The following is a 17,877-nucleotide window of genomic DNA, read 5'->3' on the forward strand; positions in this document are numbered from 1 at the left end:
GTCTTGGGAATCCATCAACGCGATGAGTCCAGATTTGAAATATTGCTCTTTACGAGTGCAGCCAGGAAGTGTCTTTGTATGATGCAAGTCAATGGGCCTGCTGATCGCAGCGCGGACTCTTTAACACCCAGACAAGTTGCGGTTATTATCCCGACCTACAACGCGGCTCGTTACTGGGATGCACTGTCGGCCGGAATTCTCGCGCAGAGTTTTATACCGGGACGGGTGACCGTGATTGATTCATCGTCTTCGGATGGGACGGCGAATCTTGCGCGCAGGGATGGGTTCACCGTTGTCGAAATCTCGTCCAAGGACTTCAATCATGGCGGAACCCGGCAGATGGGTGCAGATCTCGCGGACGGCGCAGACATATTGCTCTACCTTACGCAGGATGCTGCTCCGCATGGGAAAGATGCTTTTCGAAACCTGCTGCAAGTGTTTGATGACGCGGAGATCGGGGCGGCCTATGGGCGTCAGCTTCCGCGAGAAGATGCCAATCCGATCGAGGCCCATGCGCGTCACTTCAGCTATCCGGCTGCCTCCGGCGTGCGTTCTTGGGAAAGCAGACAAGTGAACGGCTTCAAATCAATCTTCTTCTCGAATGCATTTGGAGCCTACCGGCGTAGCGCGTTGATGAGCGTGGGAGGATTTTCTCCCGATGTAATTTTCGGTGAAGACACGCTGGTGGTTGCACGCATGCATCGTGCAGGATGGAAGACGGCATACGTGGCGGATGCCATGGTGCGCCATTCGCACGGTTATACCATTGCCGAAGAGTTCAGGCGTTACTTCGATGTTGGAGTTCTGCATGCGCGGGAGAATTGGCTCATCGATCAGTTTGGAAGCGCTTCGGGCGAGGGTCGGCGGTTTGTTGTTTCGGAGATGAAGCACCTCATTACGAAACATCCTCACCTTGTGCCCTCGGCGATGGCACGCACGTTTGCAAAATACCTGGGATACAAAATTGGCCGGCGAGAGAAAGTCATTGCCTCCGGTCTGAAGTATCATCTTGGCTTGAATCGACAGTACTGGAGCCGCTAACGGTTCTACATCGACGATTGAAATCGCAAGTATGCGAAGGGGCTTCCTCTTTTGGAGAAGCCCCTTCTCTTTGTCTCGCGCAATGATATCCAAGAGCTGGGCGGGCCGGGGTCAGGACTCCGTGTAGGGAAGTGTGAAAAAGAATGATGCGCCCTGATCTACGTTGCCGCGCGCCCAGATCTTTCCGCCGTGGCGAGTAATGATTCGGTAGGCGGTCGCGAGGCCCACGCCCGTACCGGTAAATTCACTTTGCGAATGCAGGCGCTGGAAGGGCCGGAAGAGGCGATCGGCATAGCGGGGATTGAATCCTGCGCCGTTGTCGCGGACGAAATATACGGTCCCGTCTGGTTCTTCGGTGTAGCCAAATTCAATCTCGGCCGCTCCTACCTTCGAGGTATATTTCCATGCGTTACCGAGCAGGTTTTCGAGCACGACCTGCATAAGGCTTTCGTCAGCGATGACGCGGGCGCCTTTCGCGATTTGAAATTGCACCTCCCGGCCATCACCTTCTTCCCGCAAACGCGTGGCAATGGTCTGAACGGTATGGCTGAGGTCGATCGGGGTGCGATGGAGTGGGTGGCTCGACGCACGCGACAGGTTGAGCAGGTCATCGATGAGGACGGACATGCGCTTGCTGCCTTCGAGCAAACGATCAACCAGCATGCGTCCTTCAGCGTTGAGTCTCTCTGAAGCGGAATGCTGCAATAGAAAGCCGATGTTGTTGATGTGCTGCAACGGGCCGCGAAGGTCGTGGGCGACGGAATATGAAAAGGCTTCAAGCTCCTTATTGGTGGAGGAAAGCTCGGCGGTGCGCTCTTCAACTCGCCGTTCGAGATCGCTGCGTGTTAATTCGAGTGCACGATCGCGTGCCTGGATCTGCTCCAGCATCTCGTTGAACGACTGCACGAGGAAGGAAAGTTCGTCGCTGCTCGGCGGAATCTTAGCGCGAACCGAGTAGTCCTTTTCGCGAGTGACCACCTGCGCGGTCCGGGCGAGTCCGGTAAGAGGATCGGTAACGAGGTGGCGGACGGTGGAAGTGGCGAGAAGCGCGACGGCGAAGCAGATAAGCAGCATGACGGCCGAGATGAGGCCAAAACGCTCAACCCGTCGGGCAACATTTCCAGTCTCAGCGAGCAAGTAGACGGTGCCGACCCAACCGCCCTGAAAGTCGATGCGAGTTCCCACTAGAATATCGCGCCCCCTCGACCAGTACTGGCGGGTTTCGCCGAGCGCGAGATGATAGTCCAGCGTGAACGGAGCTGCGGCATCTCGTTGGTAGCGGGCAAACTCGGTTCCATCGGTGCGGAGGATGACGGCAGCCCGGACCTGGGGCGAGTTGCGCAGTGCAGATAGCGTGTTTTCAGCAGCCTGTTTGTCGTCGAAGAGCAACGCTGTGACGCTGTTCGCGCCCACAATATTCGCTTCAGTAGCGGTGGCAGTGATGAGTTCCCGGCGGAGATTGTAAAGGTCGTAAACCAGAAACGAGATGTAGGCCAGCAGCAGCGCGGTTCCGCTGACCATCAGGGTCATGCGCATGAACTTGTCGGAGATAGACTGACTGCTCCAGAGTTTCATGGCTGCTCTCCCGAAGGCTTGCCCGTAACGGACAACGCGACGCGCAGCAATTCCGAACTGAGAACCAGATGCGCATGGTTTACGGCGTTCAGGTTTACTGTGAAGCGAACGTGTTTATCGATCACGAGAAATTGGATCATGCCGCCGCGGTCAAGGAAATCGTCAGCATCGCTGACGGTGAGGGCGTCGGTGGACGGCAAAAGCACCATGTCCTCATGAAGACGATCATTCTCGCTCGAACTAAAGTAAACGATCGCGCAGCCTTTAGCCTGCGTGACGTCTGGAAGCCTGCGGACGTGCACCGGACGGTTGTCAATGAATTGATTTGTGGCCAGTTCGTCGATGGTCTGGCCCATAGAGTCCCGGCCGAGAAGGCAGATGTCGAACGATGAATGGAGATACCGACCATTGGATTGACGGATGAATTTGCCGAAGTTCAGCAGGTAGGCAGCCTTGACGTCGTACTCCGAAGGCTTGGCTGATTGTGCGATCGCTGCGGGGACTGCAAGACTGAAAAGAATGAGAGTGATGGCGAGCGGAGAATTGCTGCGATTGCCTTGAAGGCATCTCAGTCGCGGTCTCTCAGTTGGAAAGCTCCACTTCATATTCTTGGTGTCGATCAGCACTCAATGGGTCCAGACGAGCTTTGCGTAGATGCCCCGTTTAATAAGCACGGTCGGCGATGGATCGATTCCGAATTCCGGGTGATGTGGCTGAAACAAATTCTGTCCGGTCATGGAGAAGGAGATAGTCTTCGACGGATTCCATCCAATCCGTGTATCGGCGGTGGTGTAGGCCTTCACGGCTTGAGCTGAAAGCGAATCGACATAGCGAAATGACTGATCGAATTCGAAGTGCTCCGGGAGATCGATCTGGGATTGAAGGAAGGCTTGTTGGGCAGGGCTGGAGCCGCCCATTTTTTTCAGCGTTACTGTATCCGTGAATCCAGGCTCATCTTTCAGGTCAATGTCGAGATAGGAGTAGCCACCCCGAATGTGCCAGAACGAGCTTGCCTGCAGATCGGGCGCAATCTCAAAGCCGTGAGTGGTGCCGTGAATGCCGTTTACGTATTGGAAAGTGAATAGGTAAGCCGAAGGCGGAAACGGCGGACCCGGCGCGGGCGCTATCGCGGGTGAACTCTGCGCAATCAGATTCCGATACTCGTTGTAAAAAACATCTGTGCTGACATAGAAACGCGGATGGATCAAAGTTCGCAAGCCACCTTCATAGGCGACCATCCGCTCGGCCTGAAGATTGTTGTTGCCAATAACACGCGCGAAGATCAGCGGAGATGCGACTGCGAAAATGTCGACCTGGATGTCTTCGTCGACGCGATCGGGAGTGCGGACAGCTCGCGAAATTGAAGCCCATGCAGAGAACTTCTGCGTAGGCGTAACGAGCAGGCGCACGTTGGGTTGATATTCGAACCCGGTGTAATTGTTGTGCTCAAACTTGGAACCAAGGGTGAGTGAGAGCTTGTCGGGGACGAGCCGGAGTTCCTCCTGTAGGAACGCGCTGTAGATGCTGTCGGTCTTGTGCAGCGGAGTGAAAGTATCAGTGGGAATCGTTTGACTTACGGTGCTGGGGCTGAGGCGTATTCCAAGACCGTAGGTGAATTGCTGAAAGCGCGCCGTACCTAGCCGATGGAGAAAGTCAACATCAAAAGTGTCGCGGTCTTCGCCGAAGTTGGAGCCGATGCGGTGGTCGTGGGACCAGAACGCCTGAAGGTAGATGTCCGATCGATCGCTGAATTTCTGGCGCCAGAGCGCACGCAGGTTGCCTCCCGACACGTTCGTGGATTTGTAAGAGATGAAAGATGCCGGTGGCGTGTACGTGGAAAGAGTTTGAGCGTCGCCGAATTTTCCCCAGTAGGCGTCTCCCTGAATTGTGAGTTCGTTAGTCCCTGCGGCGCGGTCGGCGCGAAAGCCCGCCTGGCCGAACCGGGACCAGTCGTAAGCCGGTTGTGCATCGATGTGAAACTCGGGCGACCGGACGAAGCCGAAGGCATTCGTCCGCCATGTCCAGCTTTTGTGAGCAGCCCCGTATCGCGCATCCTCGGTGTTCTGATCGACGCTACCTCCGCCAGTAGAGAGCAGGGAGCCTTTGGTGGCCTGGGAGTTTTTCGTAATGATGTTGATGATGCCGTTGACGGCGTCAGCTCCCCAGATCGTGCCCCCTGGGCCGCGAATAACCTCGATGCGGTCTATGTCTTCGAGCATCACGTTGTCAGCGGTCCATAATACCCCGCCGAAGAGAGGCGTATAGACACTGCGACCGTCGATCAGGACGAGGACGTACCTTGAGAACTGATCACCAAAGCCGCGGATGCCAACGGCCCAGTTACGCGATCCATTCACACGGGCCACGTTTACCCCTGGGACCAGTCGAAGGACGTCCGGGATGCTGGTAGCGCCGGAGCGTCGAATATCTTCGCTGGTTAGGACGTAAATTGCAGCCGGCGTGTCCCAGACCTGGGTAGGCTCTTTGGATTGGGTGGTGACCTCAATGTTGCCAAGCTGCTCTAAAGTAAGGGACTTAAGGTTGTGACCGTCCCGTTTATGGCGCGGCGGGGCGGCCCACAGCAGGCTCGAGACGAACACGAGAAAAACGGCTGCTGGACGTACAGAGAGCATGTCGCCTTGAGTTGTTCTGATTAACAGCAGTATGGGACGTTGATAAGAAGCAGGCCTAATGCGTTTGGTTGCCTTACCGAATGGGTGAAATCGACAGATTCTTAGAGAGTTGCACGTATCTGCGCTGTCTCCGTCGCTAGACGAGTGCCTTTAGGCTCCAAGACTCTATAAAATCAGGAAAATGAGTTTTCCGATTAAAACCTGCGTGGCCTGTGGGGAAGAATTTGAGTTAAGGCCAGATAAGCCCGGCTTCGCAAATCGCTGCCCGGAGTGCAGTGCGCCCGAGGCGGACGAGGGGACCGACAAGCGATCCCTGACCGCGGAGGAGCGCAAGGCAGAGAGCGAAGTGAACGCGGAGAGGCGAAAGGTGATCCGAGATCTGCTTTACCGGAAAGACCGGTAAATTTTCGCAAACTGGTGAATGCGGACATTCGAGGTGAACCCTCAGCTCGAGTGAAAAGATCTATGATCCAGGGCACGGTGAAGTGAGCCCGCAATTCCTACACTCGCAGAGAAGCATCGTCCGGTTGAGCGATGCAATGGGTCATCGCAGGCGTTCTTAGACGGTTGCTCTGTACCAGACATTGAGAAAAAACGAATTCTCGGGATGTAACGAAACCGTCCTTCTTGGACTTTGTTCTGATGGGAGATGAGTCAATTGATGGAAGTAACGGTGAAACAGATCGATGGGCTGAAATTCAGTGTGGAGGCGAGAGCTCACAAAGTGATCTGCGACCAGCCGCTTGAAAATGGTGGCGAGGACGCGGGCATGACTCCACCGGAATTCATGCTGGGATCGCTGGGCACATGCGCCGAGTTCTACGCAGTGCAATATCTACGTGCGCGCAGGATCGATGATGCAGGGGTGGAAGTAACGGTGACGGCTGAAAAGCTGATGAAGCCGGCGCGACTGGGGAATTTTCGCATTCAAGTGCGGTGTCCGGCTCAGTTAAGTGCAGAGCAGACGGAAGGATTGCAACGGTCGGTGCACCACTGCCTGATTCACAACACGCTGCTGTCGGTGCCGGATGTTGCGATTGAGTTGACGGTAGGTGAACCGGTGCTCAGGTAGCCAGCGCGGAAGCGCTCGCGCAGGCTGCAGTGTTCTAATACCGCCATGGCGCAACTTGAAAACGCGCGGTTAATGGTGTTGAGAGCGGTGGCGCGGCAGTTGAGTTTTCGCAAGGCGGCTGAGGAGCTTTATCTCACACAGCCGGCCGTGAGCCTCCAGATCAAGGCGCTTGAAGAAGACCTTGGCGTGCAACTCTTCGACCGCACGGGCTCACGTGTGGCGCTTACCGCCGCCGGACGAGTCATGCTGAATCACGCGGAGCAAGTGCATGCAATGTTGCAGCAGGCAGAGCATGAGATTGCTGCGATGAGTGGAGAACTGGCGGGGCAGTTGGGGTTGGGCGCATCCACTACGATTGCGCAATATGTGCTGCCGAGCCTGCTGGGCAAATTCCTTGGCGCACATCCTCGCGTTAAGCCGACCCTCATCAGCGGAAATACAGAACATATTGTGAACGCGGCGGTACAGCATGAAATTGCGCTGGGCTTCATCGAAGGCCCCTCACGCAGCAAGGACGTACGCGAGGAGGCTTTTCTTGTTGACGAACTCGTGATGATTGTGCCCGCGGCGCACGAGTGGGCAGAGCGGGGAAGCGTGTCTGTCCAGGAGCTGAAGTCGGTTCCCTTGCTAATGCGGGAGCGCGGTTCGGGAACTCTGCACGTGGTGGAGATGGCGCTGGAACGCCACTTTGTAAAGCCTGCATCGCTGGAGATTGCGATGGAACTGGATTCCACCGAGGCAATCAAGTCAGCGGTAGAGGCGGGGCTGGGAGCTGGCTTTGTTTCGAAGTGGGCGCTTGCCAAGGACGCACGGACCGGTACAAGCTTCCGAATCGTTGACATAGAAGGGCTGCGCATCAAGCGAGATTTTCTGATGATTTACGCTCAGGGAATTGAGCCGCAAGGCTTGGTGCAGGAGTTTCGGCGCTACCTGCTGGATCGCACGGCCGGCTTTCCCGATATGAAAAAGGTTCATAGACCTCGTGCTTGATGACCTCCCATAAGAAATCCAAATGACGGATGAGAACTTCTGCTTGGACACAAGGCTTGGTTTCCACGACCCTTGATGTGTGGCTAAGTACGTATTCTTTGCTGGACTGATTATCGCTTCGACCGGATTTCTCTCGCCGCCAGTCGCCCTGGCTGCCGGGCTTTTATTTGGCTTCACGTGCGAACACCCTTATCCGACCCGGGCGAAGAAGTTTGCAAGAGTGCTGCTGCAGCTGTCGGTGATCGGCTTGGGGTTTGGCATGAACCTGCAGCAGGTTTTGCGCGTGGGACGCAGCGGCGTGATGTATACGGCAGTGGGCATCACATTTGCGATGGTCCTGGGGTGGGGGTTGGGAAAACTGCTCGTGGTGAAGGGACGGATTTCATTTCTGATTTCGGCGGGTACGGCAATCTGCGGCGGCAGCGCGATTGCCGCAATTGCACCGGTAGCCAGTGCAACGGAGGAGGAGATCGCGGTTTCGCTGGGCACGGTGTTCGCATTGAATTCGGTAGCGCTGCTGACTTTTCCAGCGATTGGTACTGCGCTGCATATGACGCAGACACAATTTGGACTATGGTGTGCGCTCGCAATTCACGATACGAGTTCGGTGGTGGGTGCTTCGGCGAAATATGGCGCGGTCGCGCTGGCGGTTGGTACTACGGTCAAGCTCGCGCGGGCGTTATGGATTGTTCCCATGTCGCTGGGAACCTCGCTGGTGCGGAAGAGCAAAGCGAGTATTCAGTGGCCTTCGTTCATCCTGTTTTTCTGCCTTGCATCGGTAGCCAACACGTACTTGGGCATACTCCAACCGGAGTATTCGGTTTTGCGGCATCTGGGAATATTAGGACTGACGGTAACGTTGTTCTTGATAGGCACAGGAATTTCAAAGGCCACGCTGCGGGAAGTAGGCGTTCGGCCGCTAGCGCAGGGGATCGCGTTGTGGATTGTGGTTGCTGCCGGCTCGCTGGAGTTGATCCGCACGGGATGGATCCATCTGTGACGAGCGTGATCAAATAAAAATGCCCGGCGGTTGAGTCGCCGGGCATTTTCGATCAATTCGTTTATTTTTTAGCGATGATGATCGTGGTCGTCGCGATCATGGTCGTGGCCGCCCATCATATGGTCGACGGCAACCTGGTATCCGTGACGGAAACCATCACGGTAGGCCTCGCGTTGCTCTGGCGGAAGATGAGGATGGCGGTACTCTTCGCGGTTGTTCACATCAGGACGCCGGTGGTTATCGAAGTCCTTGCGGGCACCTTCAATGCCATCTTGAAATCCCTGCCGACGTAGTTGATCGAATTCATTCGGGGGTGCGTCCCAGGGACGCTCAGGAGCACGCATGCGCCAGTCGTTCGCGCCAGTGAGGTGCGACATGCCGACGTCGTATCCGCGGCGAAATCCTTCGCGATAAGCACCCCAAAATTGAGCTGGGACATCGGGACGGCGATATTCGTCTCGATTGTCGACATCGGGACGGCGGTGATTACCGAAGTCCTTTTGGGCTCCCTCGATGCCATCATGAAAGCCGCGCCGCTGCATATCGTTCCACGCATCCGGTGGTCTTTGCCAATCATCGCGATCCTGGCCAAAACCGGCCGGCTGCGGTCCTGGAGTTGACGCGTTGATGCGCGGAGCAGTAAGCAGCAAAAGTGCCGCACACCCGATCAGTCCTGTCATGCAAAGACGATTGAGATTCATAGTGCGAATTCTCCTTTTTTCGTGAATGGCGACATCGCCCTTTGACTTCAGGACGTAATCGTAATGCCCTATGCCTCGATCTGCAAATGTCCTGAGAGTAGAAATTGAGCTTCACGGCAATTATGGGTATTCAAGCAAATGCCCGGCTCAAGAGCCGGGCATTGGGTTAAGCAAGGTTCCGTCGGTTAAAAGTGGGGCGAGTCGTGGTCGTGATCCATGCCTTCACGGGTCATGTGATCCATGGCACGGTGATAGCCTTCACGGAAACCTTCGCGGAAGTCTTTGCGTGCGTCTCCTCCCTCGACGGGTGGGTGTTTGTACATCTGGTGGTCATCGGCGTCCGCGTGGCGATGCTCACTGAAATCGTGCCGTGCGGCTTCAACGCCCTCGTGATAGCCGCGCTGCTGCGCGTCGCGATATCCCTCCGGAGCCTGGTCCCAGCGATCGCGGTCCCTGTCGCGGTCTTGATCCTGAGAAACAGCTGAGGAAATAGCCGGAGCGGCCGTGGGCTGAGCCTCATGTGCGCTGGCTTTTATCGCGCCTGTTGACGCGACACAGAGGGCAAGAAGGGATGGTGCAAACCACTTTAGATTTTTCATAGGTAAATAAGATCCTCCACGTTCATGGCATAAAGATGAAATCGGGGCTTCCGGCGTTGCCCTGCAGATCAGCATGCAGCCAAAGTGGCGTCGCGATTGCGGCCGAATGCGTTGTTTCCAAACGAGTTCTGGTGGAACTCCCACCGCATAAATTTGAGTAAAATTCATTCTGCTTTCCAATTCACTGCCGACCTACCCCTTGATGGGCTGAAAAGATTAACCCGCGTTTGATCGGGCGGAACGGAATCGGGAAATAGGGTAAGCACGTTGCGCGACAGGCGCATCAAGTGTGACATGGCAAATTCGAAGATCAGCAAGCCGAAAAAACACGTGTCGACCAAGAGCGAGCTGACGACGAAAAATGCGAGCAGTAGAGATGCGAAACGTCATGGTCTTGTTAAGACAACAACGGAAAGCGCGGCTTCGCATAGAAAGCGGCCGGCTAAGGATCCTGAGGGTGGACTGACTGCGGAAGGGCGCAAGATGTTCGCGCGGAGAGAAGGCTCTCACCTGCGACCAGGGGTGAAGGGGCCGACGGATACTCCGGAGAAGATGCGGCGCAAGGGCTCATTTCTTCGCCGTCACTTTGCTAATCCCCGAGGCCCTCTGCAACGCGACGGAAAACCTACCCGGCTGGCACTCTCCGCGCACGCATGGGGCGAGCCGGTCCCGAAGACGATGGAAGATGCGCGCAGACTGGCGGCGAAAGGTAAGAAACTCCTCGAACTCTATCAGAAGACCAAGGGCCAAGCGAGAAAGCCGTGAGCCAAATCGAGGTTTGAGGTACAGGGGCAGCGCCCGAAAAAGTCAAGGTTACGGATTGGAGTCGGGTTGATGAGCAGCCAAGCTGAATCGGGTTCGGTCTGTCCTATGATGAAACGCAAGCCTCATGAATCAGGTCGAGAGAAGGGCGGGGTGGTCGCTCGCGGCGGGTATTTGCGTTGCCGTGCTGGCGATAACTGCGCACCCCTGCAGCGGGCAGTCCGACGCACACAAGAAGAAGGGGCCTCCGCCGCACGAGCCAACCTCGGCTGAACTCTTCGATTACATACATGGAGTCATGCTTGCATACAGTCCGGCGGACGAAGTGAATGACAATCTCGAGATTTCGATTGATCCTACGGCTACGGTGCTGACGATCAAACAGCCAGACGGCCACTGCGACATTTTTTTAAATGCCCTCGATTCCAACACGATCGTGTGGGACGTTTACGACGCCAGCGACTCCATGCAAACGCGGTCTCCGTTGGCGCGACTGACGGTGAATGCAATCGCAGGCAAGCGGGCCCGGACCTGCTACGACACAGACAACAATGTTGATCCGTCGACTCCCTCGACGCGGGCGCGAATCCTGTTCTCGTGGACTTTGATTCCCGACGGATCGGGATTTCAGACGAAGTTCACCAAGGCGTTAAAGAAGCTCATCAAAATAAGCGGCGGTATGACGGAGAAGGATATCTTCAAGTAGACTCTGCTGGCTTACTTGCTCTTGCGTCGTTTCAGATTCCAGGCTCAGTCACCAAGAGACTCTGTTCGTTAATTTCAAAATCGAAGCAATAGAAGCTGAACTCGAAATCTTGTTCGCAATTGAAAACCCGAAGACGTAGTCCTTCGAGTTGGTCGTTTGCCACAGAGGCGATTTCGAGATGGCAACTAATTCCGGGGTGTATTCTCTTGATACTCAATTCCACCACGCCAATGAAACTCAGCGCGAGTTTTTCGGAGCCACTCTCTTTTAGCAACTCAATTCGAACGGATTGATGCGGCTCCCCGATCTCGGAAGGGGTCTGGTCAATATGAATTGCAAGCACCCGAAGATGCCCGAGCTGCCTGCGGCGATAATTCTCAAGCCTCGATTGGATCGATGATGGCATGCAGATAGCATCTCAGAGTGCCGCTCGTAACAGGGTGGTTGACGACCTCGGCGATGAGTTTTTGTTGCAATGTGGCCGCGAATTCAATAGGTTTGTCACATCTCGCGTTCTATGAGCCTGACGCACAGTCTTCCTCCGGATCAGTGGACCAATCGTTTCCTCGATCCGACCGTTTGTCAGCCCGAGATCATTTTCGAAAAGGAGAAACATCGTGAACCTGCTTCGCTTCAGGCTGACGGCTGTCGCTGCATGCTCCATGACCCTGTTCCTCAGTTCATCCGCTCCTGGGGGAGCGCAGGAGGGCGACAAGGTTGATCTGGCTGCTTTGACTCAGATCAAGAATGAGGCCTTTCAGCACTCGCAGGTGATGGAGAACCTCTTCTATATCTCTGAGGTCTACGGCCCACGCGTCAACAACAGCCGCAACCATCGAGCTGCCGCGGAGTGGGCGATGAAGCGGATGAACGAGTGGGGCCTCAAGAACGTGCATCTGGAGAAGTGGGGGCCATTCGGCGACGGCTGGCAGATCAAGAAATACTATGGCGCGCTTGAATCGCCGGCATACGCCGCGCTGATCGGCTTCCCGCTCGCGTGGACTCCTGGGACGAATGGGCCGGTGACGGCTGAAGCTGTGCTGGCGCCGCTGCACTCGCAGGAGGACTTTGCCAAATACAAAGGCAAGCTGAAGGGGAAGATCGTGCTGATCTTCGATCCGCGCGAGCTCACGCTGCATACCGAGGCGGAGGCCAAGCGGCTGACGGACGCGGAAGTAGAAGAGCGCACTAAGACGACGGACCCATCGCACATGGGCTTCTTCTTCCCGATGCGGGCAGGAGCAGCACCGAGGCCGGGCGAGTACACGCCTTCGACGCTTTCGACCGCGGCGCCGAGCGGACGTGTTCTGCGTAACCAGGTCAATGCATTTTTGAAGGAAGAAGGCGTGGCCGTCGCCTTGACCCCGGGCTACAACGGCGATGGTGGCACAATCTTTGCGTCTTATGGTGGATCGCAGGATCCAAAAGATCCGGTCGGGCCGCCGATGGCAGCGATCACACCGGAGCAGTACAACCGCATCTGCCGATTGCTCGAGCACGGCATAACGCCGAAGCTTACCTTCGACATTGAAACCGAATATCAGAAGGACGACGAGATGGGCTTCAACGTGGTCGGAGAAATTCCCGGCACCAGCAAGTCCGATGAAGTCGTGATGGTGGGCGGCCACTTCGATAGCTGGCAGGGCGGCACAGGGGCGACTGACAATGGCACAGGCTCGGCCGTCGCGATGGAAGCAGTGCGCATTCTGGCCGCGATGCACAAGCCGATGGGGCGCACTGTTCGCGTGGCTTTGTGGGGGGGCGAAGAAGAGGGCCTCTACGGTTCGCTTGCTTATGTGCAACAGCACTTCGCGCCGCGCGACACGATGAAGAAGACTCCGGAATACGACAAGCTGGACGTGTACTTTAACGACGACTCTGGCTCAGGGAAATTCCGTGCGGTATCGGCGCTGGGGAATGCGGAGCTTGCCGCAATCTTCCAGTCGTGGATAACGCCGATCAAAGATTTGGGCATCGACACTGTGGTTGGGTTGACTTCAGGGCCGACGAGAGAACCGGGCGGCACGGACTCAACCAGCTTCTCGTGGATTGGCTTGGATGGTATCGGGTTCATGCAGGACCCGCTGGAGTATGGTTCGCGCACCCACCACTCGAATATGGATCTGTATGACCGCGTGCAGAAGGGTGATGTGATGCAGGGAGCGATGATCGAAGCGTGGTTTGCTTACAACGCCGCTACGCGAGCAGAGATGCTGCCGCGGATTGAAACGCCAGCGCCGACTGCGAAATGATCACCATCAATGCTGATGAAGAATTAGCTTTTGTGATGAATGGGCAATCGGCTGGATACACGACCGCCTCCCTTTGGATGGGGAGGCGGCTTGGTCAGAAGTCGCGAGTTGTTAGTCAGCAACTGCGGGTGCGGGAACGGGCTCAGCAACCTCTTGCGAAGCATCCGCCGCAACGTGAACGCTGAGATGTCCAGTGACTTCGCGGTGCAGCTTGACGGAGACTGTAAAGTCGCCAAGGCTCTTGATCGGCTCGTTCAGCTGTATCTTGCGGCGATCCACTTCATAGCCCTTGGCTGCGAGTTCGCTGGCGATATCGCCCGAGGTGACAGAGCCAAAGAGCTGGCCATTTTCGCCGGACTTGCGGGTGAAGCTCAGACTGACGGTCTCAAGCTTGGCAACCAGTTCCTGCGCCTGAACCTTTTCAGTGGCAGAGCGGCGCGCGGCAGCTTCTTTCATCTGTTCAATGACGGCCTTGTTGGCCAGTGTTGCCTGCAGAGCCAGCTTGCGGGGGAGCAGGAAATTGCGGCCGTAGCCGTCTGCCACCTTCACGACATCGCCGCGGTGGCCGAGGTTGGCTACGTCTTCTTTCAGAATGACTTCCATGTGAAACTCTCCAGATTTTACGGGCGGCCAGACATCCGTGCCGTCCGTCCGTTGTGTTAGACACCGGCGACTAACATTCAGTTGCGCCGCGCCAGATTCTATCGCGATTCTTGCGCGGACGTCGCCAGCGAAATTGTTTCATCCCTACAACTAAAGCATCACTAGTAATCAGTGACGGCCTTAGCCCGTAAGCTAGTGCCTTGTTGCAAAGGGCAGCAGGGCGATATTGCGTGCCTGCTTGATGGCCTTCGTCAAACGGCGCTGGTGCGTGGTGCAAACTCCCGTTAAACGACGGGGCACAATCTTGCCGCGCTCGGCCACAAATCCCTGCAGCAGACGAACATCCCGGTAGGGGATAGCGTCGATCTTTTCAGTGCAGAACTTGCAGACCTTCTTGCGGCGGAAGAACTTGCCGCGTCCGCCAGGTCCGCCGGATCCACCCGGGCGACCACCAGGACGACCCCCGGGGCCACCCCCAGGTCCGCCAGGCCCACCAGACGGGCGTTCACTTTGCGGTGCTGGTGCGCTCGCTTCGGGCGCTTTTACGTTTTCGTCAGCCATTTCATTTCCTCTTCATTCTGTTGGCTTTCTGTCTCTTGCATGGAGACAGACAAGCAGTGTCGATCTGCTGCGAGCGGGTCCGACTAGGGGCGCGATGGCAGCGAAAGTCCAATTAAATACCTCAAGCGCTGGCCGCGACGCCCTCGGGAGCTTCAGCCACCGGGGCGGCCGTCGGAGCAGCAACGGGAGCGGCAGTCGGGGAGTGGGCGGCAGGCGTTTCTGCACTGACCTTACGGCGAGTCCCGCGAAGCGCCTTCACCTTCGCCAACCGCTTTTCTTCCTCATCGATGCGGACGGTGATGAACTTGATGATCGGTTCAGAGACGCGCAGACGGCGCTCGAGCTCCAGCACCACGGGGCCACCGGCCTCGATCGTCATCAGGATGTAATTGCCGTCGTTGAACTTGCGCACGAGATAGGCGAGTTTGCGGCGACCCATCTTTTCGACGTTCTTAACCACGCCGCCGCCGTTGGTGACGTTGGTGGTGAAGCCCGCGATCAACTTGTCGACGTCTTCTTCGGCCACATCGGGCCGAACGATGAACATTACCTCATATAAACGAGACATCCGTATTCCTTTTCCGCCGGAACCCGCTGGCTCCAGCACGTCGCAAATGCAGTTCGCAGTTCAGAGTTCTTAGTTCACAATTGGGCTGCTTCTTTGCCACGCTGTTCCCTAATCCCTGTTCCCTGCTTCTTTCCTCCGCCGGGTTGTTTTACTCGCGGCGGTTAAATTCGTTCATTGCCGGCCCCGGACCTTCCCCGATGATGCGCCGTGTGGCCGTTGCCACCTTATCCAGCACCTCATCGAGTTTGACCAAGTCCGCCTTACGCATCGGAGAAAGGAGGTAATCCCTGCCCGGTCTTTTGCTGCCTGCTTCTGGCGGCAAATCCGGACCCACGCCGATACGCAATCGCAGCCACTCCTGGCTGCCCAGGGCACCGGTTACGCTACGGGCTCCGTTATGTCCCGCGGGCGAACCGCGCTCCCTGATCTTGAATGTCCCCAGCACCAGATCCAACTCGTCGTAAATCACGAGCAGGTCCTTAGCCGGGTCCACCTCGAACTCCCGAATCAGAGCGGCCAGTGATAGCCCGCTGAGATTCATAAATGTCTCCGGCTTGGCCAGGATCGTTTCGCGTCCCGCCAAACGGCAGGTTGCGGTAACGGCCCGGCAGCGCCGGTTCTGGACCACAATACCCTCTTGCTGGGCGATGCGGTCGATAGCCATGAACCCCGCATTATGCGGTGTCCATAAATACTCGAGTCCGGGATTGCCGAGCCCCACCACAAGAAAGGGCCCGGTCCGAACTCCGGAATCGCTTGATTCTTCCACCGGTGCTTACTTCTTCCCTCCGGCGGCTGGGGGCTTGGCAGCGCCTTCCGCAGCGGCAGGCTCTCCCTTACCCTTCTTGGCCACTTCGGGCTCGGTAGGTGTCGCACCGGCCTCGCCAGCCACAGGCAACTCGCCCTCGGCAGGAGCAGCAACAACTTCTTCACGAATCGAAACCACGTGTGCCACGGTCGCGTCTTCGTTGTTCAGGTACTTGATCTTTTCCGAGTGCGGCAAATCGCTGACACGGAGAACTCCATGCATGGCGAGTTCGCTTACATCGACGTCGATGTGGTTCGGGATGTCGGCGGGGAGGCACTCGATCTCGACTTCGCGGAGAACCTGATCGAGGATTCCGCCTTCGGTTTTCACGCCGACCGGGATCCCGAGCAGCTTGACGCGGACACTGACGCGGAGAACCTTGTCGAGCGCGATGCGCTTCATGTCGATGTGGATCAGCTTGTCCTTGATCGGCTCGCGTTGCGAATCCACGATCATGGCCTTGGCAGGCGGAATGCCTGCGACTTCGATATCGAAGATGGTGTTCTGGCCGGTCTCGGAGAAGAGAATTCGCGAGATCTGCTTGGGGTCGACTTCAACGGCGACCGCATCGTGACCTGCACCATAAAGGACAGCAGGAATTCTTCCGGCGACACGCACGCGGCGTGCGGCATTCTTATTGAACTTGCCCTCACGGGGCTTGGCTACGACAACTTCAGGCATTCGAATCTCTCTTTTCTGTATTCGGGCACGGGCATTTTGAGTGCCGCTCCCTTTGTGAAGAAGCCAGTGATCAGTGAACAGTCGTCAGTGGTCAGTGAAAAACGACGACGACAACCGGTTGAAGCTCACTAGCTCGTTGATGTTCTGATCACTGATCACCGATCACTGACCACTTCTCAAGAGAACAACGTACTGACGCTGGTCTCCATGTGAATGCTCTCAATTGCCGCGCCTAGCAAGCCGGCGATGGAGAGCACTTTAATCTTGGGCAACTTCTGGGCCGCTTCGCGCAAGGGAATGGTGTTGGTGACAACCACCTGCTCGAGGCGCGAGTTGGCAATTCTGTCGATGGCCGGGCCCGAAAGCACCGCGTGGCTGGCACAGGCATAAACGGCGGCTGCGCCGTTGGCATAAAGTGCATCGACGGTTTTCACGAGGGTACCGGCGGTGTCGATAATGTCGTCGATGATAAGAGCGGTCTTGCCTGCCACGTCTCCGACGACGTTCATCACTTCAGCAACATTGATGTCAGTGCGGCGCTTGTCGACGATGGCCAGTGGGGCGCCCATCTTCTGTGCAAAGTGTCGCGCACGCTCCACGCCGCCTGCATCCGGCGAAACCACGGTTAGGTTGGGCAGAGCGAGCGAGCGGAAGTGGCTGACCAGCACCGGGCTGGCAAACATGTGATCTACAGGAATATTGAAGAAGCCTTGAATCTGCGCCGCGTGCAGGTCGACGAAAAGAGCGCGGTTGGCGCCGGCGGTGGTCAGCAGGTCGGCGATCAGCTTGGCGCTTATCGCAACGCGAGGACGGTCTTTCCGATCCTGGCGCGCATATCCGTAATAAGGGACCACGGCGGTAATGCGGGCTGCCGAGGCGCGCTTGAGGGCGTCGATCATGACCAGCAGTTCCATCAGGTTCTGGTCGACGGGATAGCAGGTGGGCTGGACGACAAAGACGTCAACGCCGCGGACGTTCTCAAGCAGCTGGAAGTAGACCTCGCCATCAGCGAAACGCTGCAGCTTAACTTCGCCGACAGGGACGCCGATGTGCCGCCCGATCTCTTCTGACAGGGGGCGGTTCGCCGTTCCGCTGAAAAGCTTGAAGCGGCGGTCCTCGCTGAGATTGCGAGTCCGCTTGCGCTCAGGTGCCGGTTTGGCATCCTTGCCTTTCCCGTCCGGGGCTTGACCGGGGTTGGGCTGCTTATTCGCGTCGCCCGCGCCGGGTGTCTGCTTGTCTTCCAACGTTTCTGTCACCGTTCCTATTTCCATTTCCGATTACCTCCAAGCTGGTTGGCTTTGGCTGCATTCCGGTCGTGCTCAAAA

At 56.8% G+C, this 17,877-nt stretch carries 18 protein-coding genes; 7 read left to right on the forward strand and 11 right to left on the reverse strand.

What is annotated here, in order from left to right; all coding sequences use genetic code 11:
* Positions 1-78 precede the first annotated feature (78 nt).
* Positions 79-1,041 carry a glycosyltransferase family 2 protein gene (locus P8935_RS04390; protein ID WP_348263802.1) on the forward strand — a complete coding sequence of 321 codons (963 nt, stop codon included), beginning with the start codon at positions 79-81 and terminating at the stop codon, positions 1,039-1,041.
* A 111-nt stretch (positions 1,042-1,152) separates the two neighbouring features.
* On the opposite strand, the gene P8935_RS04395 is transcribed toward P8935_RS04390, so the two are convergent.
* The 3 genes from P8935_RS04395 to P8935_RS04405 are packed head-to-tail and all read right to left on the reverse strand — an operon-like array spanning position 1,153 to position 5,249.
* Positions 1,153-2,616 carry an ATP-binding protein gene (locus tag P8935_RS04395; protein ID WP_348263803.1) on the reverse strand — a complete coding sequence of 488 codons (1,464 nt, stop codon included), beginning with the start codon at positions 2,614-2,616 and terminating at the stop codon, positions 1,153-1,155.
* Positions 2,613-3,242, reverse strand: a complete 630-nt coding sequence (locus tag P8935_RS04400; RefSeq protein ID WP_348263804.1) for a YfiR family protein — start codon at positions 3,240-3,242, stop codon at positions 2,613-2,615. The genes P8935_RS04395 and P8935_RS04400 overlap by 4 nt, the downstream gene beginning before the upstream one ends.
* Entirely contained in the window at positions 3,243-5,249 is a 2,007-nt protein-coding gene (locus P8935_RS04405; protein ID WP_348263805.1) for a TonB-dependent receptor, read from the reverse strand.
* A gap of 661 nt (positions 5,250-5,910) precedes the next feature.
* On the opposite strand from P8935_RS04405, the gene P8935_RS04410 reads away from it, so the two are divergent.
* The 3 genes from P8935_RS04410 (at position 5,911) to P8935_RS04420 (ending at position 8,311) form a co-directional block, all read left to right on the forward strand.
* Positions 5,911-6,321, forward strand: coding sequence for an OsmC family protein (locus tag P8935_RS04410; protein ID WP_348263806.1), 411 nt, complete (start codon positions 5,911-5,913; stop codon positions 6,319-6,321).
* Between the two features lie 45 nt (positions 6,322-6,366).
* Positions 6,367-7,311, forward strand: a complete 945-nt coding sequence (locus P8935_RS04415) for a LysR substrate-binding domain-containing protein (protein WP_348263807.1) — start codon at positions 6,367-6,369, stop codon at positions 7,309-7,311.
* A gap of 79 nt (positions 7,312-7,390) precedes the next feature.
* A complete protein-coding gene (locus P8935_RS04420; RefSeq protein WP_348263808.1) occupies positions 7,391-8,311 on the forward strand; it encodes a putative sulfate exporter family transporter in 921 nt (306 codons plus the stop codon).
* Positions 8,312-8,379: 68 nt separating this feature from the next.
* Here the strand turns inward: P8935_RS04420 and P8935_RS04425 are convergent, their stop codons facing one another.
* Together P8935_RS04425 and P8935_RS04430 are read right to left on the reverse strand one after the other, a co-directional pair.
* On the reverse strand, positions 8,380-9,012 hold the full coding sequence (locus P8935_RS04425; RefSeq protein WP_348263809.1) for a hypothetical protein: 633 nt from the start codon (positions 9,010-9,012) through the stop codon (positions 8,380-8,382).
* 185 nt (positions 9,013-9,197) lie between these two features.
* On the reverse strand, positions 9,198-9,611 hold the full coding sequence (locus P8935_RS04430; RefSeq protein WP_348263810.1) for a hypothetical protein: 414 nt from the start codon (positions 9,609-9,611) through the stop codon (positions 9,198-9,200).
* A gap of 294 nt (positions 9,612-9,905) precedes the next feature.
* Between P8935_RS04430 and P8935_RS04435 the strand changes: the two genes are divergently transcribed.
* The 3 genes from P8935_RS04435 to P8935_RS04445 all read left to right on the forward strand — a co-directional run bounded on the left by P8935_RS04435 (position 9,906) and on the right by P8935_RS04445 (position 13,331).
* Complete coding sequence (locus P8935_RS04435) at positions 9,906-10,376, forward strand: DUF6321 domain-containing protein (protein ID WP_348263811.1); 471 nt, start codon at positions 9,906-9,908, stop codon at positions 10,374-10,376.
* Positions 10,377-10,500: 124 nt separating this feature from the next.
* A complete protein-coding gene (locus P8935_RS04440; RefSeq protein WP_348263812.1) occupies positions 10,501-11,079 on the forward strand; it encodes a hypothetical protein in 579 nt (192 codons plus the stop codon).
* Between the two features lie 617 nt (positions 11,080-11,696).
* Positions 11,697-13,331, forward strand: a complete 1,635-nt coding sequence (locus P8935_RS04445) for a M28 family peptidase (protein ID WP_348263813.1) — start codon at positions 11,697-11,699, stop codon at positions 13,329-13,331.
* A gap of 111 nt (positions 13,332-13,442) precedes the next feature.
* On the opposite strand, the gene rplI is transcribed toward P8935_RS04445, so the two are convergent.
* The 6 genes from rplI to P8935_RS04475 all read right to left on the reverse strand — a co-directional run bounded on the left by rplI (position 13,443) and on the right by P8935_RS04475 (position 17,823).
* Positions 13,443-13,934 (reverse strand): 50S ribosomal protein L9, encoded by a 492-nt coding sequence (rplI, locus tag P8935_RS04450; RefSeq protein WP_348263814.1) that lies wholly within the window; start codon positions 13,932-13,934, stop codon positions 13,443-13,445.
* A 192-nt stretch (positions 13,935-14,126) separates the two neighbouring features.
* Positions 14,127-14,495 carry a 30S ribosomal protein S18 gene (gene rpsR / locus P8935_RS04455; RefSeq protein WP_348263815.1) on the reverse strand — a complete coding sequence of 123 codons (369 nt, stop codon included), beginning with the start codon at positions 14,493-14,495 and terminating at the stop codon, positions 14,127-14,129.
* Positions 14,496-14,616: 121 nt separating this feature from the next.
* Positions 14,617-15,063, reverse strand: coding sequence for a 30S ribosomal protein S6 (gene rpsF / locus P8935_RS04460; protein ID WP_348263816.1), 447 nt, complete (start codon positions 15,061-15,063; stop codon positions 14,617-14,619).
* 148 nt (positions 15,064-15,211) lie between these two features.
* Entirely contained in the window at positions 15,212-15,832 is a 621-nt protein-coding gene (gene pth / locus P8935_RS04465; protein WP_348263817.1) for an aminoacyl-tRNA hydrolase, read from the reverse strand.
* A gap of 6 nt (positions 15,833-15,838) precedes the next feature.
* The gene (locus P8935_RS04470; protein ID WP_348263818.1) at positions 15,839-16,552 is read right to left on the reverse strand and encodes a 50S ribosomal protein L25; all 714 of its coding nucleotides are present in this window, start codon (positions 16,550-16,552) and stop codon (positions 15,839-15,841) included.
* A 176-nt stretch (positions 16,553-16,728) separates the two neighbouring features.
* Positions 16,729-17,823 carry a ribose-phosphate pyrophosphokinase gene (locus P8935_RS04475; RefSeq protein WP_348263819.1) on the reverse strand — a complete coding sequence of 365 codons (1,095 nt, stop codon included), beginning with the start codon at positions 17,821-17,823 and terminating at the stop codon, positions 16,729-16,731.
* Between the last annotated feature and the right edge of the window lie 54 nt (positions 17,824-17,877).

The sequence above is a fragment of the Telmatobacter sp. DSM 110680 genome, assembly GCF_039994875.1.
Classification (GTDB): Bacteria; Acidobacteriota; Terriglobia; order Terriglobales; family Acidobacteriaceae; genus Telmatobacter.

Bases quoted from the DNA above. Each gene is read 5' to 3' on its own strand.
- rpsF (WP_348263816.1), bottom strand. From the start codon at position 15,063: ATGTCTCGTTTATATGAGGTAATGTTCATCGTTCGGCCCGATGTGGCC.
- P8935_RS04405 (WP_348263805.1), bottom strand. From the start codon at position 5,249: ATGCTCTCTGTACGTCCAGCAGCCGTTTTTCTCGTGTTCGTCTCGAGC.
- P8935_RS04395 (WP_348263803.1), bottom strand. From the start codon at position 2,616: ATGAAACTCTGGAGCAGTCAGTCTATCTCCGACAAGTTCATGCGCATG.
- P8935_RS04475 (WP_348263819.1), bottom strand. From the start codon at position 17,823: ATGGAAATAGGAACGGTGACAGAAACGTTGGAAGACAAGCAGACACCC.
- P8935_RS04430 (WP_348263810.1), bottom strand. From the start codon at position 9,611: ATGAAAAATCTAAAGTGGTTTGCACCATCCCTTCTTGCCCTCTGTGTC.
- P8935_RS04390 (WP_348263802.1), top strand. From the start codon at position 79: ATGATGCAAGTCAATGGGCCTGCTGATCGCAGCGCGGACTCTTTAACA.
- P8935_RS04470 (WP_348263818.1), bottom strand. From the start codon at position 16,552: ATGCCTGAAGTTGTCGTAGCCAAGCCCCGTGAGGGCAAGTTCAATAAG.
- rplI (WP_348263814.1), bottom strand. From the start codon at position 13,934: ATGGAAGTCATTCTGAAAGAAGACGTAGCCAACCTCGGCCACCGCGGC.
- P8935_RS04415 (WP_348263807.1), top strand. From the start codon at position 6,367: ATGGCGCAACTTGAAAACGCGCGGTTAATGGTGTTGAGAGCGGTGGCG.
- P8935_RS04435 (WP_348263811.1), top strand. From the start codon at position 9,906: ATGGCAAATTCGAAGATCAGCAAGCCGAAAAAACACGTGTCGACCAAG.
- rpsR (WP_348263815.1), bottom strand. From the start codon at position 14,495: ATGGCTGACGAAAACGTAAAAGCGCCCGAAGCGAGCGCACCAGCACCG.
- P8935_RS04440 (WP_348263812.1), top strand. From the start codon at position 10,501: ATGAATCAGGTCGAGAGAAGGGCGGGGTGGTCGCTCGCGGCGGGTATT.
- P8935_RS04410 (WP_348263806.1), top strand. From the start codon at position 5,911: ATGGAAGTAACGGTGAAACAGATCGATGGGCTGAAATTCAGTGTGGAG.
- P8935_RS04425 (WP_348263809.1), bottom strand. From the start codon at position 9,012: ATGAATCTCAATCGTCTTTGCATGACAGGACTGATCGGGTGTGCGGCA.